The 23,688-nt window shown below is 58.8% G+C and carries 21 protein-coding genes; 15 read left to right on the top strand and 6 right to left on the bottom strand.

Annotated features, from left to right (window positions below; all coding sequences use genetic code 11):
- The first annotated feature begins 35 nt into the window (after positions 1-35).
- On the top strand, positions 36-767 hold the full coding sequence (gene pdxJ / locus V1599_RS18845; RefSeq protein ID WP_395300635.1) for a pyridoxine 5'-phosphate synthase: 732 nt from the start codon (positions 36-38) through the stop codon (positions 765-767).
- Positions 767-1,147 carry a holo-ACP synthase gene (acpS, locus tag V1599_RS18840; RefSeq protein ID WP_112010191.1) on the top strand — a complete coding sequence of 127 codons (381 nt, stop codon included), beginning with the start codon at positions 767-769 and terminating at the stop codon, positions 1,145-1,147. The genes pdxJ and acpS overlap by 1 nt, the downstream gene beginning before the upstream one ends.
- Here the strand turns inward: acpS and V1599_RS18835 are convergent.
- Both V1599_RS18835 and V1599_RS18830 read right to left on the bottom strand, forming a co-directional pair.
- The gene (locus tag V1599_RS18835) at positions 1,144-1,404 is read right to left on the bottom strand and encodes a YfhL family 4Fe-4S dicluster ferredoxin (RefSeq protein WP_014071370.1); all 261 of its coding nucleotides are present in this window, start codon (positions 1,402-1,404) and stop codon (positions 1,144-1,146) included. The two genes, acpS and V1599_RS18835, sit on opposite strands and share 4 nt — an antisense overlap.
- A gap of 56 nt (positions 1,405-1,460) precedes the next feature.
- Positions 1,461-2,309, bottom strand: a complete 849-nt coding sequence (locus V1599_RS18830) for a MurR/RpiR family transcriptional regulator (RefSeq protein WP_112010192.1) — start codon at positions 2,307-2,309, stop codon at positions 1,461-1,463.
- A 118-nt stretch (positions 2,310-2,427) separates the two neighbouring features.
- Here V1599_RS18830 and murQ point away from each other — a divergent pair, with 118 nt between their 5' ends.
- The 4 genes from murQ (at position 2,428) to tadA (ending at position 5,899) form a co-directional block, all read left to right on the top strand.
- Entirely contained in the window at positions 2,428-3,321 is an 894-nt protein-coding gene (gene murQ, locus V1599_RS18825) for an N-acetylmuramic acid 6-phosphate etherase (protein WP_112010193.1), read from the top strand.
- A gap of 11 nt (positions 3,322-3,332) precedes the next feature.
- Entirely contained in the window at positions 3,333-4,697 is a 1,365-nt protein-coding gene (locus V1599_RS18820; RefSeq protein ID WP_112010194.1) for a PTS transporter subunit EIIC, read from the top strand.
- Positions 4,698-4,700: 3 nt separating this feature from the next.
- On the top strand, positions 4,701-5,336 hold the full coding sequence (yfhb, locus tag V1599_RS18815; protein ID WP_112010195.1) for a phosphatidylglycerophosphatase C: 636 nt from the start codon (positions 4,701-4,703) through the stop codon (positions 5,334-5,336).
- 89 nt (positions 5,337-5,425) lie between these two features.
- Positions 5,426-5,899 (top strand): tRNA adenosine(34) deaminase TadA, encoded by a 474-nt coding sequence (tadA, locus tag V1599_RS18810; protein ID WP_395301593.1) that lies wholly within the window; start codon positions 5,426-5,428, stop codon positions 5,897-5,899.
- Here tadA and mltF read toward each other — a convergent pair.
- Positions 5,787-7,337 (bottom strand): membrane-bound lytic murein transglycosylase MltF, encoded by a 1,551-nt coding sequence (gene mltF / locus V1599_RS18805; protein WP_112010197.1) that lies wholly within the window; start codon positions 7,335-7,337, stop codon positions 5,787-5,789. The genes tadA and mltF overlap by 113 nt on opposite strands.
- Before the next feature lie 267 nt (positions 7,338-7,604).
- Between mltF and purL the strand changes: the two genes are divergently transcribed.
- From purL to glnB, 5 genes are all read left to right on the top strand, one after another.
- Positions 7,605-11,492: a phosphoribosylformylglycinamidine synthase gene (gene purL, locus V1599_RS18800; RefSeq protein WP_395300634.1), complete on the top strand. Its 3,888-nt coding sequence runs from the start codon at positions 7,605-7,607 to the stop codon at positions 11,490-11,492.
- A gap of 531 nt (positions 11,493-12,023) precedes the next feature.
- A complete protein-coding gene (gene qseE / locus V1599_RS18795; RefSeq protein WP_395301592.1) occupies positions 12,024-13,457 on the top strand; it encodes a two component system sensor histidine kinase QseE/GlrK in 1,434 nt (477 codons plus the stop codon).
- Positions 13,454-14,215, top strand: coding sequence for a two-component system QseEF-associated lipoprotein QseG (qseG, locus tag V1599_RS18790; RefSeq protein WP_297122454.1), 762 nt, complete (start codon positions 13,454-13,456; stop codon positions 14,213-14,215). The genes qseE and qseG overlap by 4 nt, the downstream gene beginning before the upstream one ends.
- Positions 14,212-15,549 (top strand): two-component system response regulator GlrR, encoded by a 1,338-nt coding sequence (gene glrR / locus V1599_RS18785; RefSeq protein ID WP_112010202.1) that lies wholly within the window; start codon positions 14,212-14,214, stop codon positions 15,547-15,549. Before qseG ends, glrR begins: the two co-directional genes overlap by 4 nt.
- Positions 15,550-15,628: 79 nt before the next feature.
- Entirely contained in the window at positions 15,629-15,967 is a 339-nt protein-coding gene (gene glnB / locus V1599_RS18780; RefSeq protein WP_003860685.1) for a nitrogen regulatory protein P-II, read from the top strand.
- A gap of 83 nt (positions 15,968-16,050) precedes the next feature.
- On the opposite strand, the gene hmpA is transcribed toward glnB, so the two are convergent.
- Complete coding sequence (hmpA, locus tag V1599_RS18775) at positions 16,051-17,241, bottom strand: NO-inducible flavohemoprotein (protein ID WP_395300633.1); 1,191 nt, start codon at positions 17,239-17,241, stop codon at positions 16,051-16,053.
- Positions 17,242-17,544: 303 nt separating this feature from the next.
- Here hmpA and glyA point away from each other — a divergent pair, with 303 nt between their 5' ends.
- Positions 17,545-18,798: a serine hydroxymethyltransferase gene (glyA, locus tag V1599_RS18770; protein ID WP_112010204.1), complete on the top strand. Its 1,254-nt coding sequence runs from the start codon at positions 17,545-17,547 to the stop codon at positions 18,796-18,798.
- Positions 18,799-18,851: 53 nt separating this feature from the next.
- On the opposite strand, the gene V1599_RS18765 is transcribed toward glyA, so the two are convergent.
- Complete coding sequence (locus tag V1599_RS18765; protein ID WP_395300632.1) at positions 18,852-19,274, bottom strand: DoxX family protein; 423 nt, start codon at positions 19,272-19,274, stop codon at positions 18,852-18,854.
- A gap of 230 nt (positions 19,275-19,504) precedes the next feature.
- Between V1599_RS18765 and V1599_RS18760 the strand changes: the two genes are divergently transcribed.
- Positions 19,505-20,644 (top strand): 3-phenylpropionate MFS transporter, encoded by a 1,140-nt coding sequence (locus V1599_RS18760; RefSeq protein ID WP_297122448.1) that lies wholly within the window; start codon positions 19,505-19,507, stop codon positions 20,642-20,644.
- Here the strand turns inward: V1599_RS18760 and csiE are convergent, their stop codons facing one another.
- On the bottom strand, positions 20,645-21,922 hold the full coding sequence (csiE, locus tag V1599_RS18755; protein ID WP_112010207.1) for a stationary phase inducible protein CsiE: 1,278 nt from the start codon (positions 21,920-21,922) through the stop codon (positions 20,645-20,647).
- 125 nt (positions 21,923-22,047) lie between these two features.
- On the opposite strand from csiE, the gene V1599_RS18750 reads away from it, so the two are divergent.
- Complete coding sequence (locus V1599_RS18750) at positions 22,048-22,686, top strand: DUF1007 family protein (protein WP_112010208.1); 639 nt, start codon at positions 22,048-22,050, stop codon at positions 22,684-22,686.
- Positions 22,677-23,657 carry a nickel/cobalt transporter gene (locus V1599_RS18745; RefSeq protein WP_395300631.1) on the top strand — a complete coding sequence of 327 codons (981 nt, stop codon included), beginning with the start codon at positions 22,677-22,679 and terminating at the stop codon, positions 23,655-23,657. Before V1599_RS18750 ends, V1599_RS18745 begins: the two co-directional genes overlap by 10 nt.
- Positions 23,658-23,688 lie beyond the last annotated feature (31 nt).

Genomic DNA, 23,688 nt, shown 5'->3' with positions numbered 1-23,688 from the left:
GGGAAGGGAAATGAACCAAAATACCGAGGATTGTCATGGCTGAATTACTGTTAGGCGTCAACATCGACCACATCGCCACGCTGCGTAACGCGCGCGGCACGGCGTATCCCGATCCGGTACAGGCGGCGTTCATTGCCGAGCAGGCTGGCGCAGACGGCATTACCGTGCACCTGCGCGAAGACCGTCGCCACATCACCGATCGTGACGTGCGCATTCTGCGCCAGACGCTGGATACGCGCATGAATCTGGAGATGGCGGTTACGGAAGAGATGCTGACGATCGCCTGCGAAACGAAGCCGCACTTCTGCTGCCTGGTGCCGGAGAAGCGTCAGGAAGTGACCACCGAAGGCGGGCTGGACGTGGCGGGCCAACGTGACAAAATGCGCGACGCCTGCAAACGCCTGGCCGATGCCGGTATTCTGGTGTCACTGTTTATTGATGCGGATGCGGAGCAAATCAAAGCCGCAGCGGAAGTGGGCGCACCCTACATTGAAATTCACACCGGCTGCTATGCTGACGCCAAAACCGAAGCAGAGCAGGCGAAAGAGCTGGAGCGTATTGCCAAAGCCGCGACCTATGCCGCAGGCCTGGGGCTGAAGGTTAACGCCGGGCACGGCCTGACCTATCACAACGTGCAGGCGATTGCCGCGCTGCCGGAGATGCACGAGCTGAACATCGGCCACGCCATTATTGGCCGCGCGGTGATGAGCGGTCTGAAAGAGGCGGTCTCGGAAATGAAGCGCCTGATGCTGGAAGCGCGTCGGTAATGGCCATTCTGGGTTTAGGCACGGACATTGTTGAAATCGCCCGCATCGAAGCGGTGATCGCCCGCAGCGGCGATCGCCTTGCGCGACGCGTGCTGAGCGACGGCGAATGGGCCGTCTGGGAGACGCATCAGCAGCCGGTGCGTTTTCTGGCGAAGCGTTTTGCCGTAAAAGAGGCGGCGGCAAAAGCTTTCGGTACGGGGATTCGCAACGGCCTGGCGTTTAACCAGTTTGAGGTATTTAACGATGAGCTGGGAAAACCAAGCCTGCGCTTATGGGGTGAGGCGCAAAAGCTGGCCGAGAAGCTGGGCGTGAATCACATTCATGTGACGATCGCGGATGAGCGCCACTACGCCAGCGCGACGGTGATTATCGAAAGTTAGAGTTTGTCCGCGTGGTGCATCAGGACAAACTTATCCCACAGCTGCTCTTCGCTCTCGACGTGCGCCGGATCTTTCAAAATGGTATTGGGGATCGGGCACACTTTCTGGCAGGTCGGCGTTTCATAGTGGCCAATGCATTCGGTGCAGCGGTCGCTGTTAATCTCATAAATGCTGTCACCCATCGAAATCGCCTCGTTCGGGCATTCGGGTTCGCACATATCGCAATTGATGCATTTTTTGGTGATTAACAGCGCCATCAGGAAATTCTCAGAAACATCACAAACAGGGCGGGCATTATACGCTCATTCGTTGTTCAAACCAGTTTTTTTACCAGCTCTTCACTGTGGCGAATACGCTCCGGCGCGTGCTCCAGGTCCTGTTGCACCAGCGCCATAAACAGCAGGTCCGTCAGCATCATTTGCGCGCTCGTAGATGAAATTGCCGCGCTGCGCGTGGCCTGCTCTTCGGCGATGGTATACAGGCAGCGCGTGGCCCGCTGCTGCAGCGCATTGGGCGTAAAGCCGGTTATCGCCAGAATTTTGCCACCCACGCGCAGGGCCTCATCGGTGGCCATATTGATTTCACGCCGTTCCCCGGAGTAGGAGATGGGCAGCAGCAGATCGTCAGGTTCCATCGCCTGAACGGTGGCGAGCAGGGCGTGCATATCGTGTTCAACAATGGCGTTGTAGCCGATTTTCGTCAGCTTCCAGCCAAAATTGCGCGCCACGAGCCCGGATGCGCCTATCCCGGTCAACACGATACGCCGCGCCGCGCGCAGCATCGCCACGCTTTCCAGTAATTTCTCTTCGCTGTTAACGTCCAGCGTGGCGTGCATCGCCGCCACGTTCTCTTTGATCAGCTTTTCTCCGACGAGGCGCATAGGATCATCGCCGCGGATCTGATTATGTACCGGCATCGACTGCGGATTCGGGTTGCTGACCAGCGCCTCGCTGATGGCCAGCTTGAGGGCCGGAAAGCCCTTAAAACCGATCTTCTGAGCGAACTTCACCACGCTCGACTGGCTCACGCCGGCCTCGCTCGCCAGCTGCTGTGAGCTAAGGTGGCGCGCGCGATCGGGCTGCGAAAGAAGGTAATCCGCCAGCTTTTTGTCGCTTTGGGCAAAACCCGGATAACGCTGGCGAATGCGAATTAAACAGTTCATACGGTCTCCTGGCGAAAATGTGATTGCCTGCGGAAATACGGATTTTGCTCGCCTGAATGAATTTTATATTCCATTATAGTGTGATTATTATGAATTAAAAATTCTTGAGGTAAAAAAGATGAATCTAGGCTCCCTTGTTTCCGAAACGCGTAATCCACAAACCATGGATCTGGACGCGCTCTCCACGCTCGAACTGGTAAACCGTTTTAATCAACAGGATACGCTGGTCGCGCAGGCAGTAAAAGAGACATTACCTGAGGTGGCGAAGGCTGTCGATGCCGCGGCAAAAGCGCTGAACGCGGGCGGGCGCATCATTTACATGGGCGCGGGCACCAGCGGGCGTCTCGGCGTGCTGGATGCGTCCGAATGTCCGCCAACGTTCGGCGTGCCGCACGGGCTGGTGGTTGGCCTCATTGCCGGTGGTCCTGGCGCGCTGCTGAAAGCGGTTGAAGGCGCAGAAGACAACAGGCAGCTCGGCGAAGACGACCTGAAGGCGCTGGACCTGAAAGCGGAAGATCTGGTTGTGGGGCTTGCCGCATCCGGGCGTACGCCGTACGTCATCGGCGGCCTTGAGTATGCCAACCAAACCGGCTGCACCACGGTGGCCATTTCCTGTAATCCGGGCTCGCCGATTGCGCAGGTGGCCGCGATTGCAATCTCACCGGTTGTTGGGCCGGAAGCGCTGACCGGCTCCACGCGCCTGAAATCCGGTACGGCGCAAAAGCTGGTGCTCAACATGATTTCCACCGGGGCGATGGTGAAATTCGGCAAGGTCTACCAGAACCTGATGGTGGACATGCAGGCCACTAACGTCAAGCTGGTGGACAGGGCCTGCCGTATGGTGGTTGAAGCCACGGGGGCGAGCCGTGACGAGGCAGAAGCGACCCTTAAACTCACCGATAACGACGTAAAACCGGCGATTCTGATGATTTTAAGCGGGCTGGACGCAGAGGCCGCGCGGGCCAAGCTTGCTGCGCATGATGGATTCTTAAGAGCGGCACTAGAAAACTAACAGAGGCGTTTATGGAAAAGACAGCAGCCCTCGCCAGCGACATCCTTCAGGGAATCGGTGGAGAAAAAAATATTCAGCGTCTGGAAAACTGCATGACGCGCGTGCGCGTTGAGGTGCACGACGACGAACGCCTCGATCTGGCTCGCCTGAAAAAGCTCTCCGGCGTCAGCGGATACGTCAAGCAGGGCCAGCAGCACCAGCTGATTGTGGGGCCGGGCAAGGCGGCGCAGGTCGTTGACGCGATGCGAGCGCTGATGACGGGCGGCGAAGCAGCGACGCCACCTAACGATGCCGACCGCGTTAAAGCGCAGGCAAAGGCGAAATATAAAGCGCCGATGAGCGATGCGCTGCGCCAGCTGGCAAACGTCTTTATTCCGCTTATTCCGGCGTTTATCGCCTCCGGCCTGATCACCGGGATTATCAATATTCTCAAGCGCCCGGATATCGTCGGCGACTTCGCCACGCAGTATCCAAACCTGCTCGGCATACTGGGAATTTTCGGCAGCGCCGTGTTTGCCATTATGAACATTCTGGTGGGGGTTAACGCCGCGAAGGTGTTTGGCGGTTCTCTGGCGATGGGCGGCGTGATGGCCGGTATTCTTTCCAGCCCGCAGCTCGCGCAGATCACGCTGTTCGGCGAGGCGCTTCAGCCAGGACGAGGCGGCGTCATTGCGGTGCTGCTCGTGGTTATTCTGATGTGTTGGATCGAGAAAAAGCTGCGCGCCGTGCTGCCCGGCTCGATTGAGCTTATTCTCAATCCGCTGCTGACGACGCTGATCACCGGCAGCGTGGCGATTGTGGCGCTGCAGCCGCTGGGTGGCTGGATTTCTGAGGCTATCGCCCACGGCGCGTCTTTAGCTATCGATCGCGGCGGCCTGCTCGTGGGTGCCGTCCTTTCAGGCACCTTCCTGCCGCTGGTGTTGACCGGCCTGCACCAGGGGCTGGTGCCCATTCACGTCGAGCTGGTACAGGCTCATGGCTACAACGCGCTGCTGCCTATTCTGTCGATGGCGGGCGTAGGGCAGGTGGGTGCGGCCATAGCGGTGCTGATGAAAACCCGCAACGCGCGGCTGAAAAAGGTGATCAAAGGCGCGCTGCCGGTCGGATTACTCGGAATTGGCGAGCCGCTCATTTTCGGCGTTACGCTGCCGTTGGGTAAACCGTTCCTCGCCGCCTGTATCGGCGGTGCGGTAGGCGGCGCGCTGATCAGCTACTGGAAGGTAGCGACCGTTATTACCTTTGGCATCTCCGGTTTACCGCTGGCATTAACCATCGTCACCGGAAAAGTTATGCTCTATCTGCTAGGCTATTTGGCTGCGGTAATCGCCGGGTTCTTCTTTACCTGGCTAATAGGGTTCAACGATCCAGAGGAGTAAGGTTTGAATAATAACGAGCGTCGCGTTGTCTTTTTTGACCTGGACGGTACGCTGCATCAGCAGGATATGTTTGGCACGTTCATACGCTATCTGCTGCGGCGTCAGCCCCTCAACGCGCTGCTCGTGTTGCCTCTCTTACCCATCATTGGCGCTGGGCTGCTGATTCAGGGCCGCGCCGCGCGCTGGCCGATGAGCCTATTACTGTGGGGCTGCACCTTTGGCCACAGCGAAGCCCGGCTCAAGCAGCTTGAGCACGATTTTGTCCAGTGGTTTCGCGGTCATGTGACCGCGTTTCCCGTGGTGCAGCAGCGGCTTACTGACTATCTGAATGCGAACGATGCGGACATCTGGCTAATCACCGGCTCGCCGCAGCCGCTGGTGGATCGTGTCTATTTTGATACCCCGTGGCTGCCGCGCGTAAATCTCATCGCCACCCAGATTTCCCGCGCCTACGGCGGCTGGGTGTTGACCCTGCGCTGTCTGGGCCATGAGAAAGTGGTTCAGCTCGAGAAGCGCATTGGCGCGCCTCTGAACCTCTATAGCGGCTATAGCGACAGCAAACAAGACAACCCGCTGCTCAACTTTTGCCAGCACCGCTGGCGCGTCACGCCGATGGGCGATCTTCAGCAGCTCGAATAGTCTTATCCAGAACAGGTGTGTATAATGCCGCCCGCTTTTAACTGGAGTAACAGCCCTTGTCCACCTCTGAATACGATCATGAATACTGGATGCGCCACGCGCTTGCGCTGGCTCAGCGCGCCTGGGAAGAGGGTGAAGTGCCCGTCGGCGCGGTGCTGGTTCATCACAACCAGGTGATTGGCGAAGGGTGGAACCGTCCGATTGGGCGTCACGATCCCACGGCGCATGCCGAAATCATGGCGCTACGTCAGGGCGGGCTGGTGCTGCAAAACTATCGCCTGCTAGATACCACGCTGTACGTCACGCTTGAACCGTGCGTCATGTGCTCCGGCGCGATGGTGCACAGCCGCATCGGTACGCTGGTCTTCGGCGCGCGGGATGAAAAAACCGGCGCGGCCGGCTCGCTGATGGACGTGCTCGGTCACCCGGGGATGAACCACCAGGTGAAGACTATCGGTGGGGTGCTTGCACCAGAGTGTTCGGGGCTATTAAGTGATTTCTTCCGTATGCGTCGGCAGCAGAAAAAGCAACAAAAGGCAGAATTGAAGCGGAAGGACGATTAACCTCGTCCGGCGAGACCACCGGGTAGCTCTGCGCGATCTGCTGCGCCTCGGTGGCCTCTTTTTCCTTCTCGAGCAGATAACCCACCAGGCTAATCTGGTATTTTCGAATATTCTCAACGTAGGCGTAGGCTTCATGCCCGCGCGCGTATCCGTACGTCAGCTTGTTGTACCACGGCTTTTGGCTAAGCAGCGGCAGGCGCTGCTTGACGTCTGACCAGCTATCGGGGTTACCTTTCGTTTTCGCCGTGAGCGCGCGCGCGTCCAGCATGTGCGCGTAGCCCATGTTATAGGCCGCCAGCGCGAACCAGATGCGCTCCTCTTCCGGCACCGTTTCCGGCACTTTTGCCATCATATCCTGCAAATATTGAGCGCCGCCGCTGATGCTCTGTTCCGCATCGGTCCTGTCAATGACGCCGAGGCTCTGCGCGGTGTTTTTGGTCAGCATCATTAGCCCGCGCACGCCGGTTGGGGAGGTGGCCTGGGTATCCCAGTGCGATTCCTGATAGGAGATTGCCGCCAAAAGCCGCCAGTCAATTTTCTCGGCGTACTTCTCGAACAGCGGCTGCAGGTCCGGCAGCACGCTGTCCACCGCGCGCAGGAAGCTGCGGGTATCCACGTAGTCAAAGTCATCCCCGTGGCCGAGGTATTTCTCTTCCAGCCGCGCCAGCGTACCGTCTTCATTGATGGTGTTGAAGAAGTCAAGCATGGCGGCGGAGAGGGTCTGATCGTCGTCCAGCTGGCTAAACCAGGTCACCGGCTGCTCATCGGTCACGTCCAGCGCCACGGCAATTTCCGGGTGAACGCGCTGGAACAGGCTGATCGCCACCGAATCGGCAATCGTGTAGGCCAGCTTCTTGTCTTTCACCTGTTCAAGCAGCTCGTTGGTGCCCAGCTTCGGATCAACCTTCCAGCTCAGATCGGGATATTTCTTTTCCTTGAGGCTGCGCAGATCGTCAATCACTACGTGCCCCGGCGCGATCGTCAGCTGCTGCTCCGTGAGTCCTTCCAGCGAGCGTGGACGCTGGTTGCCAACGCGGTAAACCAGCTGCTGGGAAACGGAATAGTAGGTCGGGCCCGGCTGATAGTTCTTGCTGCGCTCGGAGTTATAGACCAGCCCCGCCGCGAGAACGTCCGCTTTGTTGTTGTCCAAATCGTCAAACAGCTGATTAATATTCTGGCGAACGGTGATGTCGAGCTTAACGCCGAGATAGTCAGCGAACTGCTGGGCCAGCTCATAGTCGAGGCCAATCGTTTTGCCGTTAATGTCGCTATAGATGAGCGGAGAGGAGAGGGTACTGACGCGAAGCACTCCCCGCTCCTGAATGGCGGCGATGCGGTTTTCGGGTTTACCGAACCAGGGGATAGAAGGCCAGAGGGCCACTGCCAGCAGCAACGTAACAATGCCGATGAGCAGATAATTAATCTTTAATTTTTTCAATTAGTTAATTCTCTGCGACGTCAATTGCCTCAGTGTGCTGTAGTCATGTGAAAAGTTAGGTTTGCCATTGAATGAGCGGCATTTTGCGTAAACTTGCGCCACTTGGCAACCAATTAGAGAGACAGGTCACATCTATTGCTAAAGGTCTGCGCGGATTTTATTTCGACGCAAACGGTTTCGTCGGAGCTCAGGATTCTCTATAATGACGCCCGTTTTCCCCCCTTGCGCACACTGTAAGCGCCCCGGCGCTTCGAAGACGAGAGACTTATGATGGAAATTCTGCGTGGTTCGCCTGCACTGTCTGCCTTCCGTATTAACAAACTGCTGGCACGTTTTCAGGCAGCCGACCTTCCGGTAAGCACTATTTACGCTGAGTATGTCCATTTTGCTGACCTGAATGCTCCCCTGAACGCAGAGGAGCGCGTACAGCTGGAGCGTCTGCTCAAATACGGTCCTAGCCTGAGCAGCCACACGCCAACCGGTAAACTGATCCTTGCGACGCCGCGTCCCGGCACCATCTCCCCCTGGTCTTCTAAAGCGACCGATATCGCTCACAACTGCGGCCTGAGCCAGATTAATCGCCTTGAGCGCGGCGTGGCGTACTACGTGGAAGCATCCACCCTGACCGACGCGCAGTGGCAGGCCGTTGCCGCCGAGCTGCACGACCGCATGATGGAGAGCGTGTTTACCTCTCTTGAAGAGGCGCAGCAGCTGTTCTCTCATCACCAGCCCGCGCCGGTGCAAAGCGTGGACCTGCTCGGGCAGGGCCGCCAGGCGCTGATTGACGCCAACCTGCGTCTCGGCCTGGCGCTGGCAGACGACGAGATTGACTACCTGCAGGACGCCTTCGTTAAGCTGAACCGCAATCCGAACGACATCGAACTCTATATGTTTGCGCAGGCGAACTCCGAGCACTGCCGCCATAAAATTTTCAACGCCGACTGGGTTATCGACGGTGAGAAACAGCCTAAATCGCTGTTCAAAATGATCAAAAACACCATGGAGCAAACGCCCGACCACGTGCTGTCTGCCTATAAGGACAATGCCGCGGTAATGGAAGGCTCCGAAGTGGGACGCTATTTTGCCGACCACGCCACCGGCCGCTACGACTTCCATCAGGAGCCTGCCCACATCCTGATGAAGGTGGAAACCCACAACCACCCGACGGCGATCTCCCCGTGGCCGGGCGCGGCGACCGGTTCTGGCGGTGAAATTCGTGACGAAGGCGCCACCGGACGCGGCGCTAAACCGAAAGCGGGCCTGGTGGGTTTCTCCGTCTCTAACCTGCGCATCCCGGGCTTCGAACAGCCGTGGGAAGAAGACTTCGGCAAGCCGGAGCGCATCGTGACCGCGCTGGACATCATGACCGATGGCCCGCTGGGTGGCGCGGCGTTTAACAACGAATTTGGCCGTCCGGCGCTGAACGGCTACTTCCGTACCTACGAAGAGAGAGTGGACAGCCACAACGGCGAAGAGCTGCGCGGCTACCACAAGCCAATTATGCTGGCGGGTGGGATCGGCAACATTCGCGCCGATCACGTGCAGAAAGGCGAGATCGTCGTCGGCGCGAAGCTGATCGTGCTGGGCGGCCCGGCGATGAACATCGGCCTGGGCGGCGGCGCGGCATCCTCTATGGCGTCCGGCCAGTCTGATGCGGATCTTGATTTTGCCTCCGTTCAGCGCGACAACCCGGAAATGGAGCGTCGCTGTCAGGAAGTGATCGACCGCTGCTGGCAGCTGGGCGATGCCAACCCGATCCTCTTCATCCACGACGTGGGTGCGGGCGGTCTGTCCAACGCCATGCCGGAGCTGGTCAGCGACGGCGGCCGCGGCGGCCGCTTCAACCTGCGCGACATCCTGAGCGATGAGCCGGGCATGAGCCCGCTGGAAATCTGGTGTAACGAATCCCAGGAGCGCTACGTGCTGGCGGTTGCCGCCGACCAGCTGCCGCTGTTTGACGAGCTGTGCCGCCGCGAGCGCGCGCCGTACGCCGTCATTGGCGAAGCGACCGAAGAGCAACACCTTTCCTTAAGCGACACCCATTTCGACAACCAGCCGATCGATCTGCCGCTGGACGTTCTGCTCGGCAAAACGCCGAAAATGACCCGCGACGTGGAAACCCGTCAGGCGGCGGGCAAGGCGCTGGACCGTCAGGGCATCACCGTTGCCGACGCGGTCAACCGCGTGCTGCACCTGCCTGCTGTTGCGGAGAAAACCTTCCTCGTGACCATCGGCGACCGCACCGTGACCGGCATGGTGTCGCGCGACCAGATGGTCGGCCCGTGGCAGGTCCCGGTGGCGAACTGCGCCGTGACCACCGCCAGCCTCGACAGCTACTACGGCGAAGCAATGGCGCTGGGCGAACGTTCGCCGGTGGCGCTGCTGGACTTCGCGGCCTCCGCCCGCCTGGCCGTGGGGGAAGCGCTGACCAACATCGCCGCCACGCAGATTGGCGATATCAAACGCATCAAGCTCTCCGCGAACTGGATGGCCGCAGCCGGCCACCCTGGCGAAGATGCGGGCCTGTATGAGGCGGTGAAAGCCGTCGGTGAAGAGCTCTGCCCCGCGCTCGGCCTGACCATTCCGGTGGGTAAAGACTCGATGTCGATGAAAACCCGCTGGCAGGAAGGCAGCGAGCAGCGCGAGATGACCTCTCCGCTGTCGCTGGTGATTACCGCGTTTGCCCGCGTGGAGGACGTGCGCGGTACCGTCACGCCGCAGCTTTCCACTGAAGATAACGCCCTGCTGCTGATTGACCTGGGCAAAGGCCAAAACGCGCTGGGGGCCACCGCGCTGGCGCAGGTTTACCGTCAGCTTGGCGATAAGCCAGCCGACGTGCGCGACGTGGCGCAGCTGAAGGGCTTCTACGACGCCATTCAGGCGCTGGTCGCCCAGCGCAGGCTGCTGGCCTACCACGACCGTTCCGACGGCGGCCTGCTGGTCACCCTGGCTGAAATGGCCTTTACCGGCCACTGCGGCGTGGAAGCCAACGTTGCCACGCTTGGCGAAGACCGTCTGGCGGCGCTGTTTAACGAAGAGCTGGGCGCGGTGATTCAGGTGCGCGCGGCGGATCGCGAAGCCGTCGAGGCGCTGCTGGCGCAGCACGGCCTGGCGGACTGCGTGCACTATCTCGGGAAAGCGGTGCAGGGCGATCGCTTCGTGATTGAAGCCGATGGCCACGCGGTGTTCAGCGAAAGCCGCACCACCCTTCGCATGTGGTGGGCGGAAACCACCTGGCAGATGCAGCGCCTGCGCGATAACCCGGAATGTGCGGACCAGGAGCACGACGCCAGGGCGAACGACAACGATCCGGGCCTGAACGTGAAGCTCTCCTTCGACATCAATGAAGACATCGCCGCGCCGTACATTGCGACCGGCGCGCGTCCGAAAGTGGCCGTGCTGCGCGAGCAGGGCGTTAACTCCCACGTTGAGATGGCGGCCGCCTTCCACCGCGCGGGCTTTGACGCTATCGACGTCCACATGAGCGACCTGCTGGCAGGGCGCACCGGGCTGGACGATTTCCAGGCGCTGGTGGCCTGCGGCGGCTTCTCCTACGGCGACGTGCTGGGCGCGGGCGAAGGCTGGGCGAAGTCCATTCTGTTCAACAGCCGCGTGCGCGACGAGTTCGAAACCTTCTTCCACCGTCAGCAAACGCTGGCGCTGGGCGTCTGTAACGGCTGCCAGATGATGTCTAACCTGCGCGAGCTGATCCCGGGCAGCGAGGCCTGGCCGCGCTTCGTGCGCAACCGGTCTGATCGCTTCGAAGCGCGCTTTAGCCTGGTGGAAGTGACGCAAAGCCCGTCCCTGCTGCTGCAGGGCATGGTGGGTTCGCAGATGCCAATCGCCGTTTCTCACGGAGAAGGGCAGGTCGAGGTCCGCGACGCTGCGCATCTGGCTACGCTTGAAAGCAAAGGCCTGGTGGCGCTGCGCTTTGTCGATAACTTCGGCAAGGTTACCGAAACCTACCCGGCAAACCCGAACGGTTCGGCGAACGGCATTACGGCGGTGACCAGCGAAAGCGGCCGTGCGACGATCATGATGCCGCACCCGGAGCGCGTGTTCCGCACCGTGAGCAACTCCTGGCACCCGGAAAACTGGGGCGAGGACGGCCCGTGGATGCGTATTTTCCGCAACGCGCGTAAGCAGCTGGGCTAAGTTTTAGCGCATTCCGCGTAGGCCCGGTAGGCACGATCGCTACCGGGCTTTTTTATCTCTGTCGCAAAATCGCGACAAATCATATTAGCGCTGTCTCTAAAAGGAGACACATAACAGATTGATTTTTATAGGGTAGGAACGGTTCCCGTTAAGGTGTTGCTTAATAGCGACACTTAGCCTGGAAATCATTCAACCGATAATGAATCGAGAAAATTTATAAATTTCATAAATATCATTAAGTTAATCTTTTATTTTGCATTTTGGCACGGGTGTTGCATAATAATAACCAGTGGCTCATTCACCTTCTTATGTCAGCCCCTTCGGGACGTGCTACATAAACTTCGAATGACGCACAACAAGGTGCCTGCCGTCCAACTACTGATCATAGCGTTGCTTTATCAGGCCAGGGCGAAACGTCGAGTTAGGCACCGCCTCATTCCACAACAAAGCCGGGTTTTTACCCGGCTTTGTTGTATCTGAAGGGCAGTCTCAGTTAGGCTCTGATAACACCCACATTAAGAGAGTAACGTGTTGAAACGCTGGCCTGCTTTTCCCCGCTCCCTTCGACAGCTCGTCATGATGGCTTTTCTGCTTATCCTTCTGCCATTGCTGGTGCTGGCCTGGCAGGCGTGGCAAAGCCTGAATGCGCTGAGCGCCCAGGCGGCGTTGACCAACCGGACAACGCTCATCGACGCGCGGCGCAGCGAGGCCATGACCAACGCGGCGCTGGAGATGGAGCGCAGCTACCGCCAGTACTGCGTGCTGGACGACCGGACGCTGGAAAAGGTGTATCAAAATCAACGCAAGCGTTACAGCGACATGCTGGACGCGCACGCGGGCGTGCTGCCGGACGACAAGCTTTATCAGGCGCTGCGACAGGACCTCAACGCGCTGGCCCGTCTGCAGTGTAAAAACAGCGGGCCGGACGCCGCCGCCGCCGCGAGCCTGGAGGCTTTCGCCGCGGCAAATACCGAGATGGTGCAGACCACGCGCACCGTGATCTTTTCGCGCGGGCAGCAGCTCCAGCAGGAGATCGCCGAGCGCGGCCAGTTCTTCGGCTGGCAGGCGCTGGTGCTGTTCCTGGTGAGCCTGGCGCTGGTGCTGCTGTTCACCCGCATGATCATCGGCCCGGTGAAGGGTATCCAGCGAATGATCAATCGCCTGGGGGAAGGTAAATCGCTCGGCGATACGGTCGCATTTACCGGCCCGCGCGAGCTGCGCTCCGTCGGGCAGCGCATCATCTGGCTCTCTGAGCGTCTGGCGTGGCTTGAATCGCAGCGCCATCAGTTTTTACGCCATATCTCCCACGAGCTTAAAACCCCGCTTGCCAGCATGCGCGAAGGCACCGAGCTGCTGGCGGATGAAGTGGCGGGGCCGCTGACGGCTGAACAAAAAGAGATTGTTGATATCCTCGACGACAGCAGCCGCAATCTGCAAAAGCTGATTGAGCAGCTGCTGGACTACAACCGCAGGCTGGCGGACGGTGCCGTGGTGCTGGAGGCGGTCGAAATTGAACCGCTGGTAGAAAGGGTGATCTCCGCCCATAGCTTGCCGGCACGGGCTAAAATGATGCATACCGAGGTTGATCTCACGGCGCAGGTCTGTCGGGCCGAGCCGATGCTGCTCATGAGCGTTCTGGATAATCTTTATTCCAATGCGGTGCACTATGGTACTGAATCCGGTACCATTTATTTTCGAAGCTATGTGAAGGATTCCCGGGTGCTTATCGACGTCGCCAATACCGGCACCCCCATTCCTGATGACGAACAAAAGATGATTTTTGAACCCTTTTACCAGGGAAGCCATCAGCGGAAAGGCGCAGTAAAAGGAAGCGGTCTGGGGCTTAGCATTGCCCGGGACTGCATACAACGCATGCAGGGCGAACTCAGCATCGTTAGCGACAAACGCGCAGACGTCTGTTTTCGCATTGAACTGCCTCTTCAGCCGGAAAAAACAATGAAATGAATCTCTATCTGGTGAATATGTCACACGTCTTTAGCCGCGCGCTGCGCGCGGTATTTTCCAGTAAAAAAATGCGCGCGGGCGTCTCCTGCCTGCTGCTTGCGGGATGCGTATCCCATGCGCCGAAAAGCGCGATTAGCGATAAGCAAGACGACAAATGGCCGGAGAATCAGCTCGCGGATTTCCTGACGACCCGCTGCGACGATCTCTGGAACCTCTCCGGGCATGACGTCGAGTCAAACCCGCTGTACTGGCTGCGCGGTATCGATTGTTCCCAGCGCCTGTCTCCCGCCACCGCCCGCGCGCAGGCGGCGCTGTGGGGCAATGAAACCTGGCAGGAAAACTTCAAGCGCGCCATTTTGCTGGCCGACGCTAAAATCACCCCCGTTGAGCGCCGCGCTAATACCGCGCGCCTGGATGCCGTGAGTGCGAATATCCCTGCGCAGGTGCGCCCGGTATATCAGCTCTGGCGCGACGGGCAGGTGCTGCAGCTGCAGCTGTCAGAGGAGCGCTCGCGCTACAGCAGGCTTCAGCAGTCGTCCGATGCCGAGCTTGACACGCTCCGCCAGCAGCAGCAATTTTTACGCGCGCAGCTCGATACCACGACGCGCAAGCTTGAAAACCTGACCGATATCGAAAGGCAGCTCTCAACGCGCAAGCCGGCGGGCAACTATCTCCCGGACAGTTCAAAGAGCGCGCCCGCCTCCGACGAGCCGGAGCGAGACGGCGATACGCAGAAACAAGAGGATGTTAAGCCATGACAAGCCGCAAACCTGCCCACCTGCTGCTGGTGGATGACGATCCCGGGCTGCTGAAGCTGCTTGGGATGCGCCTCGTCAGCGAAGGCTACAGCGTGGTCACCGCCGAAAGCGGACAGGAGGGGCTGAAGGTCCTTTCCCGCGAGAAAATCGATCTGGTGATAAGCGATCTGCGCATGGACGAGATGGACGGCATGCAGCTGTTCACCGAGATCCAGAAGCAGCAGCCGGGAATGCCGGTCATTATCCTTACCGCCCACGGCTCGATTCCGGACGCCGTGGCCGCTACCCAGCAGGGCGTCTTCAGCTTCCTGACCAAGCCGGTGGACAAGGACGCGCTCTACAAAGCCATCGACAGCGCCCTTGAGCACACGGCGTCGTCAGGCGACGACGCGTGGCGTGAATCGATTGTGACGCGCAGCCCGCTGATGCTGCGCCTGCTGGAGCAGGCGAGAATGGTGGCGCAGTCTGACGTCAGCGTGCTGATTAACGGCCAGAGCGGCACCGGGAAAGAGATCCTCGCGCAGGCTATCCATAACGCCAGCCCGCGCAGTAAAAACGCGTTTATTGCCATCAACTGCGGCGCGCTGCCGGAGCAGCTGCTGGAGTCAGAGCTGTTCGGTCACGCCCGCGGCGCGTTTACCGGCGCGGTGAGCAGCCGGGAAGGGCTGTTCCAGGCGGCGGAAGGCGGCACGCTTTTCCTCGATGAAATTGGCGACATGCCCGCGCCGCTGCAGGTGAAGCTGCTGCGCGTGCTGCAGGAGCGCAAGGTACGCCCGCTCGGCAGCAACCGCGATATCGACATTAACGTGCGCATTATTTCTGCCACCCACCGGGACTTGCCGAAGGTGATGGCGCGCAACGAGTTCCGCGAAGATCTCTACTACCGTCTGAACGTGGTCAACCTCAAGCTCCCGGCGCTGGCCGAGCGTGCGGAAGACATTCCGCTGCTGGCAAACCACCTGCTGCGCCAGTCCGCCGACCGGCACAAGCCGTTCGTGCGCGCGTTTTCTACGGATGCGATGAAGCGCCTGATGACGGCGAGCTGGCCGGGGAACGTGCGCCAGCTGGTGAACGTGATTGAGCAGTGCGTCGCGCTGAGCTCGTCGCCGGTCATCGGCGACGCGCTGGTCGAGCAGGCGCTGGAAGGGGAAAACACCGCGCTGCCGACCTTTGCCGAAGCGCGCAACCAGTTCGAGCTGAACTATCTGCGCAAGCTCCTGCAGATCACCAAGGGCAACGTGACCCACGCGGCGCGCATGGCCGGACGCAACCGCACCGAGTTCTACAAGCTGCTGTCGCGCCACGAGCTGGAAGCGAACGATTTTAAAGAGTAGTACCGCAAAATTTGAATGAATATGATACTGTGAGCAATCGATTACGATCAGCTTACAGGCAAGCGTTTAAGGACCCACCATGAAAAAGATTGATGCGATTATTAAACCTTTCAAACTGGACGATGTGCGTGAAGCGCTCGCGGAAGTGGGCATCACCGGGATGACCGTGACGGAAGTGAAGGGTTTTGGTCGCCAGAAGGGCCACACCGAGCTTTATCGTGGCGCGGAGTACATGGTGGACTTTCTGCCGAAAGTGAAAATCGAAATTGTGGTCAGTGACGATATCGTCGATACCTGCGTGGATACCATTATCCGCACGGCGCAGACGGGAAAAATCGGCGACGGGAAAATCTTCGTCTTCGACGTGGCGCGCGTGATCCGTATCCGTACCGGCGAAGAAGACGACGCGGCGATTTAACATTGCCAACGGTTATGTAGGCCGGGTAAGGCTCAGCCGCCAGCCGGCGAAAAAAAAGCCCCTCGAAAGAGGGGCTTTTTGCATTACAACACCTTGTGCGGGCCGAAGCATTCGTAATGAATGTTGTCTTTATTCACGCCCAGCTCAACCAGCTGCTTCGCGGCAAACTGCATAAACGCCACCGGCCCGCAGACGTAGAACTGCATCTCCGGCGCGCTGAACGCCCCTTCATGCTGGCGTAAATCCATCAGCCCTTCGCTGTCGAAGCGCGCCGCGGCGCGGTCGGCCTCTGTCGGCAGGCGATACCAGGTATGCGCGCTAAAGCGCGGCAGAGCCGCCGCCAGCGTTTTCACTTCATCAGCGAAGGCATGCACGTCGCCGTTCTCGGCGGCGTGGAACCAGTTTACCTGCGCGCTATGGTTTGCTTTCGCCAGGGTGTCCAGCATCGCCAGCATCGGCGTTTGGCCCACGCCCGCGGAGATCAGCGTGACCGGGGTATTGGCGTCCACGGCCATAAAGAAATCGCCGGCAGGCGCGGCCAGATGAACCATGTCGCCTACTTTCGCTTCGTTATGCAGCCAGCTTGATACCTGGCCACTCTCTTCGCGTTTCACCGCAATACGGTAGCCTTTACCGTTCGGCGTGCGGGTGAGGGAGTACTGGCGAATTTCCTGATGCGGGAAGCCTTCCGGCTTGAGCCACACGCCCAGATACTGGCCGGGCTGATAGTCCGCCACCGGCTTGCCGTCTACCGGCTCAAACTCAAAGCTGGTAATCAGTGAGCTGCGCGGCGTTTTCTCTACGATGCGGAACGGACGCGTCCCTTCCCAGCCGCCGTTTTTGCTGGCGTTTTCGCTGTAGATCTGCGCTTCACGATTGATAAACACGCCTGCCAGCACGCCGTAGGCCTTACCCCATGCGTCCAGCACTTCCTGGCCCGGGCTGAACATTTCGTCCAGCGTTGCCAGCAGGTGCGCGCCAACGATGTTGTACTGCTCGGGTTGGATCTGGAAGCTGGTGTGTTTCTGCGCGATTTTCTCTACCGCAGGCAGCAGGGCCGGCAGGTTTTCAATGTTGCTGGCGTAGGCGGCGATGGCGTTAAACAGCGCTTCACGCTGATCGCCGTTGCGCTGGTTGCTCATGTTAAAAATCTCTTTGAGCTCCGGATTGTGCGCGAACATGCGATCGTAAAAATGGGCGGTCAGCTTAGGACCGGTTTCAACCAGCAGGGGAATGGTAGCCTTAACGGTAGCGATGGTTTGAGCGTCTAACATAGCAACTTCCTTCATATGTTACTTTAATGATGTATTTTGAATGCATCTTATAAAAATAACCCTGTAATGTAAATGGTTCTTTGCATAGTGAAAAATATGCATCACAAAGCTGAAAAGAATTCCGCTGAAACGGACGACCGCTTTATTGCTCAAACCCTTGCGTGGCGCGAAGGAAAACGTTTGCGTAAAATCGTTTGTCAAGACCTGTTATCGAAGAACTATTCGGTTATACTGTTGCGCGTCGTCCAACTGGACTGCCTTTTCAGGCCAAAATTTACTTGTTAGCTGAGTCAGGAGATGCGGATGTTAAAGCGTGAAATGAACATTGCCGATTATGATGCCGAACTGTGGCAGGCTATGGAGCAGGAAAAAGTACGTCAGGAAGAGCACATCGAACTGATCGCCTCCGAGAACTACACCAGCCCGCGCGTCATGCAGGCGCAGGGTTCTCAGCTGACCAACAAATACGCTGAAGGTTACCCGGGCAAGCGCTACTACGGCGGTTGCGAGTACGTTGATATCGTTGAGCAGCTGGCGATTGACCGTGCGAAAGAACTCTTTGGCGCAGACTATGCTAACGTGCAGCCGCACTCTGGCTCTCAGGCTAACTTTGCCGTTTACACCGCGCTGCTGCAGCCGGGCGATACCGTTCTCGGTATGAACCTGGCGCAGGGCGGCCACCTGACTCACGGCTCCCCGGTTAACTTCTCCGGCAAACTGTACAACATCATTCCTTACGGCATTGATGAGTCCGGTAAAATTGACTACGAAGACATGGCGAAGCAGGCCAAAGAGCACAAGCCGAAGATGATTATCGGCGGCTTCTCCGCCTACTCCGGCATCGTTGACTGGGCAAAAATGCGTGAAATCGCAGACAGCATCGGCGCGTACCTGTTCGTCGATATGGCGCACGTGGCGGGCCTGATTGCCGCAGGCGTTTACCCTAACCCGGTTCCTCACGCCCACGTTGTCACCACCACCACCCACAAAACCCTGGCGGGTCCGCGCGGCGGCCTGATCCTGGCGAAGGGCGGTGACGAAGAGCTGTATAAGAAACTGAACTCTGCCGTGTTCCCAAGCGCGCAGGGCGGCCCGCTGATGCACGTCATCGCGGCGAAAGCCGTTGCGCTGAAGGAAGCGATGGAGCCAGAGTTTAAGGTTTACCAGCAGCAGGTTGCCAAAAACGCGAAAGCGATGGTGGACGTGTTCCTGAACCGCGGCTACAAAGTGGTCTCCGGTGGTACTGAAAACCACCTGTTCCTGCTGGATCTGGTTGATAAAAACCTGACCGGTAAAGAAGCTGACGCTGCCCTGGGCCGCGCCAACATCACCGTCAACAAAAACAGCGTACCAAACGATCCGAAGAGCCCGTTCGTGACGTCCGGTATCCGTATCGGTTCTCCGGCGATTACGCGTCGCGGCTTCAAAGAAGCGGAAGCGAAAGAGCTGGCGGGATGGATGTGTGACGTTCTGGACAATATCAATGACGAAGCGGTAATCGAGCGCGTTAAGGGTAAAGTTCTGGATATCTGCGCACGCTTCCCAGTGTACGCATAATTCGTCTGCTTCGCAGAAACAAAAAGGCCGCGCACGCGGCCTTTTTTTATGCGTTAACGGCGGTCAAGGGATATCGCCCCCGGACCAACAATCGCCAGCAGCAGGAACGCCCCGGCGATACTGACGTTCTTGTAGAAGTTAATCATGTTAGGCAGCACCGCATCTCCGCTCATGTTCCAGTAGTGGTGGCCAATCACCGCCGTCCCCAGCGTATAAAAGACAAACAGCACGGCGAGAGGGCGGGTGAAAAAGCCCAGCACGATAAGGATCGCGAAAGGGACTTCCATCACCACGGCGATTATGGCGGCCAGCGTTGGCATAGGTGCGCCAAGGGAGGTCATGTATTGTACCGTGCCGCTAAATCCCGTCAGCTTCGGAAAGCCAAAGATAATAAACAGCACAACAATGGCGATGCGGGCAATCAGCAGCAGGAAATGACGCGACTGGCCAAAATCGAAATAACGGAGAGTGTTCATAGGTGGCTCGTTTTTGTGGGGATCCCGTTTTAAAACTAATACACAAATCAACACTCTGCCATTCAGCTTTTCTTCATAAATCAGCCTGTAGCATGAGAGCAAACGCGGCGGGGAATCATATTTATGCTGGATGAAACCCTGCAAAGCATAAGTGTTATTTACTTGTTAATCGTTGCTTGCGCTGGCCCCGGTTTAACGCCAGACTATCGCCTCCAATTCGGGAGGGATTCATGGTTTTGCATTCCACGCGCTGGCTGGCGCTCAGCTATTTTACCTACTTCTTTAGCTACGGTATTTTTCTGCCTTTCTGGAGCGTCTGGCTTAAGGGCATTGGGCTTACCCCTGAAACCATTGGCGTTCTGCTCGGCGCCGGGCTGGTGGCGCGTTTTCTGGGCAGCCTGCTGATTGCCCCGCGCGTCAGCGATCCCTCACTGCTGATTAAATCCCTGCGTATTCTCGCGCTGCTCACGCTGGTCTTTTTGGCCTGCTTCTGGGTAAGCCACCAGTTTGCCTGGCTGATGGTGGTGATGGTGGGCTTCAACCTCTTTTTCTCACCGCTGGTGCCGCTTACGGACGCGCTGGCGAACACCTGGCAAAAACAGATCACGATGGACTACGGGCGCGTGCGCCTGTGGGGGTCAATTGCCTTTGTGATTGGCTCGGCGCTGGTGGGAAAACTGGTCAGCCTTTACGATTACCGGGCGATTCTGGCGCTGCTGAGCGTCGGTATCGCCTCGATGCTGCTGGGCATGCTGCTGCGTCCGTCGGTGATGCCGCAGGGCGAAAGCCGCCACCAGGAGCGTGCGGGCTGGCCGGCATGGCGCGCTCTGGTGGCGCAAAGCTGGCGCTTTTTGGCGTGCGTGTGCCTGCTTCAGGGGGCGCATGCGGCCTATTATGGCTTTAGCGCCATTTACTGGCAGGGGGCAGGCTACTCCGCTTCCGCGGTCGGATATCTGTGGTCGCTCGGCGTGGTGGCGGAAGTGATTGTTTTTGCGCTCAGTAAAAAGCTCTTCCGCCGCTTTGGCGCGCGCGATCTGCTGCTGCTTTCCGCCGTTTGCGGCGTGGCGCGCTGGGGGATCATGGGCTGGACGACCGAACTGCCGTGGCTGATCGTGGCGCAGATCCTGCATTGCGGCACATTCACCGTGTGTCATCTTGCGGCGATGCGTTACATAGCGGCGCGAGAGGGCGGGGACGTGATCAGGCTTCAGGCGGTTTACTCTGCGGTGGCGATGGGCGGCAGCATTGCGGTGATGACGGTCTTTGCCGGATTCCTGTATCAACACCTCGGCCACGGCGTGTTCTGGGTAATGGCGCTGGTTGCGCTGCCGGCGATGGTGGTGCGCCCGAAAGTGGTGGCGCGCGCGTAGTTACGCTTCCAGCATAGCGCGGATGTGTTCCTGCTGCTGGGCATTAAGCGCTTCCACGGCGTGGATCAGCGGCGGTGAGAATAGCGGCAGGGCGGTGGCGTAAGGGGTAATGACCAGCGCCGCCTCGCGCGGAGCCCCCTCTTTCTGAAACGCCTGGAGCGTCAGGTAGCGAATATTGAGCGGCAGCAGGGTAAGCTCGCGCAGCTGCTGCTCGATGACCTCTTCGCAGGCTTTGTCTTCACCCGTCAGCAGGACCACCTGCTTTTCATGCAGGTCGGTTTCCTGCATCAGCCAGGCGCCAAATATCACCGCCACCAGGCTCATCTCCTCATCGGAAAAACGCAGCCCAAACTCCGCTTCAAGCTCAAACAGGGCGGCCTTGGTGGTGCGCAGCAGGCGCGGGTAAAGGCGGTGGATCTCCTCCGGCAGGCTGTTATCAATACCGATCTCAAACAGCGAGCGATCCAGCGCCTGAGCAAGATGAACATACAGCTGATCGGTCAGCCCTTGCTCGTCGCTGAACTTCATCCCCGTCTGCGTGCGGAACCGCGCCACCATCCGCACAATCGCCCGACGCAGGCGCTGGTCCTGCTGGTGTTTATCCATCGCCGGATCGGGCGTGCGCAGCATCATAAACAGCAGCGCCAGAAATAGCTGCTCGTCGCGGTGGGCGCCCTGCGGGACGCGGCGCTTCCAGTGGCGCACGATCTCCTGCGCCGTAAAGTATTCACCTCTCGACTGCGTCCAGCTGCGCTGAACGGGCGAAAACTGCGGAGTATTACCCAGCTGATGCTGGATAAGGCAATACTGCAGATAGAGCTGCAAAAACTGGACGTCGCGGCAGTCAAACTGGCGCTGAAGCTTGCGGGCACAAAAGCCGATCAGCGCCCGCAGGTTGGCATCGTCATAAAGCGGCCGGGCAATGCCCTGCTGTTTAAGCGCGGTTTTTAACGCCGGAGTAAACTGGTGCGAGACAAACTGTGGGCAAAGCCGCAGCGCGCGGCGCAGCCAGTGCAGCAGGCACAGGCGCTGATTGAGGGCCGAGCCTTCAATCCGGTAGCTTCCGTCATGGTGTGTAACAATGTCCAGCCGGTGATAGCGCTGGATTTCATCGCGCGTCTCGGCTATATCTTGCCGTGCCAAGGCGTCATCGACCCCGTTGGCAAGGATAATGCTCTGCGCAGTGACGGCAGCATCGGGCAGGTAAAGCATTAAAAGCACCTGGCAGCGGCGCTGCGAACTGGAAAGCACAGATGGAATTTCAAGCGTCGGCATCATCTGTCGGGTATCCAGTGTGAATGTTAGATAAGAATAGCTAAAGGATGCGCGCTGAAAAGCGCACCGGCGGGCCTTTCACTCAGGATTGCTGGCGAACATCACAGAATTTTTGACGTGAGGAATTGATGCAAATAGTTAAACACAGCGCGATGGCGGTATTTTTGGCGGTTTTCACCTCTGCCGTCAGCGCGCATCCTCATAGTTTCATTAGCCTGAAAACGGAGATCGTCTCGGACGGCAAACAGCTGAACGGCCTTAAAATGCGCTGGACGATGGATGAAATCACCTCGGCGGACCTGCTCTACGATGCGGGAAACGCGAAGCCGGGCGATGAGATCTGGAAAAAACTGGCGGCGGAAGTGATGGCCAACGTGCTTGGTCAGCACTACTTCACCGAGTTCTGGCATAGCGGGCAAAAGGTTAAATTTCTCAATCGTCCAACGGAATACGGTATGACGCGCGAAGGCCACCGGGCGGTGCTGTCGTTCGTGCTCCCGCTGGCGCATCCCCAGCCGCTGGCCGGGCAGACGTATACCTTTTCCACCTTCGACCCGACCTACTACGTCGATATGAGCTACGCCGAGGACGGCGACGTGCAGCTTCCCGCATCGTTACAAAAGGTCTGCAAACTTGCCGTCCATACGCCGAAGCCCAGCGACGAAACGCTGAACTTTGCACTCTCTCTCGATAAAGCCGATGCGCCGCCGGAGGATATGGAGTTGGGTAAACAGTTTGCGCAGGAGGTGACGCTGCAATGTCAGTAATTGCCTCTTCAGCCCGGAAAACGCGCCGCTGGGTGCACTTCTGGCCGCTGGCGCTGTTTATGCTGCTGGCCGCGGGCGGCCTGCTGTGGCTGTGGCATGCCTGGCCGCAGGTGATGATGAAAAGCATCGTCTGGCAGCGCGAGGTTAACCTGCAGATGAGCGGACTATTGAAGGCGGTGGCGGAAAACCCCGCGAAAGCGGGCGGCTCGCTGCTGGCGTTCAGCTTTATCTACGGCGTGCTGCACGCCCTGGGGCCGGGGCACGGCAAAATCGTTATCACCACCTGGCTTGCCACCCATCCTTCTAAGCTGCGATCGAGCATCGGCCTGACGCTGGCGTCATCTTTGCTTCAGGGCGGCGTGGCGATTGCGCTGGTCGTGGTGGTGCTTTCGCTTTTACAGCTTCCCGCGCGTCAGCTTCACATGAGCAGCTTCTGGCTGGAGAAGGGGAGTTATGCGCTGGTCGGCGTGCTCGGGCTGATCCTCTGCTGGCGGGCGGTGAAAAAGCTGCGCGCGCTGCTGCAAAAGCCCAAATTCAAAGCGTTCACTCCTCATCATGTGCATGACGCCCACTGCGGCTGCGGGCACCAGCATCTGCCGACGCAGGAGCAGCTTCAAAGCGGAGACGACTGGCGCGCCCGTACGATGATTGTGCTGTCCATGGGCATGCGCCCGTGCTCGGGGGCGATCATGGTGCTGCTGTTCAGCAAGGTGATTGGCGTGTTCGGCTGGGGCATGCTGTCGGCGCTGGCGATGGCGGCGGGAACATCGCTGACCATTTCATCTCTGGCCGTGCTGGTACACTGGTTCCGTCAGCTGGCGATAAAGCTCAGCGGCACGAAAACGCCGGTACTGTGGCGACAGGTTGGGTGGACAACGCTCGCACTGGCGGGCGGGGTGATTCTGCTGGTGGCGGCGGTGACGATGTGGATAAGCGCGGTGCCGGTGGGAAGGGGATTGCGGCCATTTTAGCTGTAATTCCCTCTCCCACAGGGAGAGGGAA

The sequence above is a fragment of the Enterobacter sp. ECC-175 genome, from assembly GCF_043968675.1.
Taxonomy (GTDB): Bacteria; Pseudomonadota; Gammaproteobacteria; order Enterobacterales; family Enterobacteriaceae; genus Enterobacter.
Note: the sequence above shows the minus strand (reverse complement) of the source record. Positions and strands in the feature narration are given on the sequence as shown.

Excerpts from the sequence above, each read along its gene's own strand:
- murQ (WP_112010193.1), top strand. The coding sequence starts at position 2,428 with ATGAATCTAGGCTCCCTTGTTTCCGAAACGCGTAATCCACAAACCATG.
- V1599_RS18820 (WP_112010194.1), top strand. The coding sequence starts at position 3,333 with ATGGAAAAGACAGCAGCCCTCGCCAGCGACATCCTTCAGGGAATCGGT.
- purL (WP_395300634.1), top strand. The coding sequence starts at position 7,605 with ATGATGGAAATTCTGCGTGGTTCGCCTGCACTGTCTGCCTTCCGTATT.
- V1599_RS18835 (WP_014071370.1), bottom strand. The coding sequence starts at position 1,404 with ATGGCGCTGTTAATCACCAAAAAATGCATCAATTGCGATATGTGCGAA.
- V1599_RS18765 (WP_395300632.1), bottom strand. The coding sequence starts at position 19,274 with ATGAACACTCTCCGTTATTTCGATTTTGGCCAGTCGCGTCATTTCCTG.
- V1599_RS18745 (WP_395300631.1), top strand. The coding sequence starts at position 22,677 with ATGTCAGTAATTGCCTCTTCAGCCCGGAAAACGCGCCGCTGGGTGCAC.
- pdxJ (WP_395300635.1), top strand. The coding sequence starts at position 36 with ATGGCTGAATTACTGTTAGGCGTCAACATCGACCACATCGCCACGCTG.
- V1599_RS18750 (WP_112010208.1), top strand. The coding sequence starts at position 22,048 with ATGCAAATAGTTAAACACAGCGCGATGGCGGTATTTTTGGCGGTTTTC.
- qseG (WP_297122454.1), top strand. The coding sequence starts at position 13,454 with ATGAATCTCTATCTGGTGAATATGTCACACGTCTTTAGCCGCGCGCTG.
- V1599_RS18830 (WP_112010192.1), bottom strand. The coding sequence starts at position 2,309 with ATGAACTGTTTAATTCGCATTCGCCAGCGTTATCCGGGTTTTGCCCAA.
- glrR (WP_112010202.1), top strand. The coding sequence starts at position 14,212 with ATGACAAGCCGCAAACCTGCCCACCTGCTGCTGGTGGATGACGATCCC.
- csiE (WP_112010207.1), bottom strand. The coding sequence starts at position 21,922 with ATGATGCCGACGCTTGAAATTCCATCTGTGCTTTCCAGTTCGCAGCGC.
- glnB (WP_003860685.1), top strand. The coding sequence starts at position 15,629 with ATGAAAAAGATTGATGCGATTATTAAACCTTTCAAACTGGACGATGTG.
- tadA (WP_395301593.1), top strand. The coding sequence starts at position 5,426 with ATGCGCCACGCGCTTGCGCTGGCTCAGCGCGCCTGGGAAGAGGGTGAA.
- hmpA (WP_395300633.1), bottom strand. The coding sequence starts at position 17,241 with ATGTTAGACGCTCAAACCATCGCTACCGTTAAGGCTACCATTCCCCTG.
- acpS (WP_112010191.1), top strand. The coding sequence starts at position 767 with ATGGCCATTCTGGGTTTAGGCACGGACATTGTTGAAATCGCCCGCATC.
- glyA (WP_112010204.1), top strand. The coding sequence starts at position 17,545 with ATGTTAAAGCGTGAAATGAACATTGCCGATTATGATGCCGAACTGTGG.
- V1599_RS18760 (WP_297122448.1), top strand. The coding sequence starts at position 19,505 with ATGGTTTTGCATTCCACGCGCTGGCTGGCGCTCAGCTATTTTACCTAC.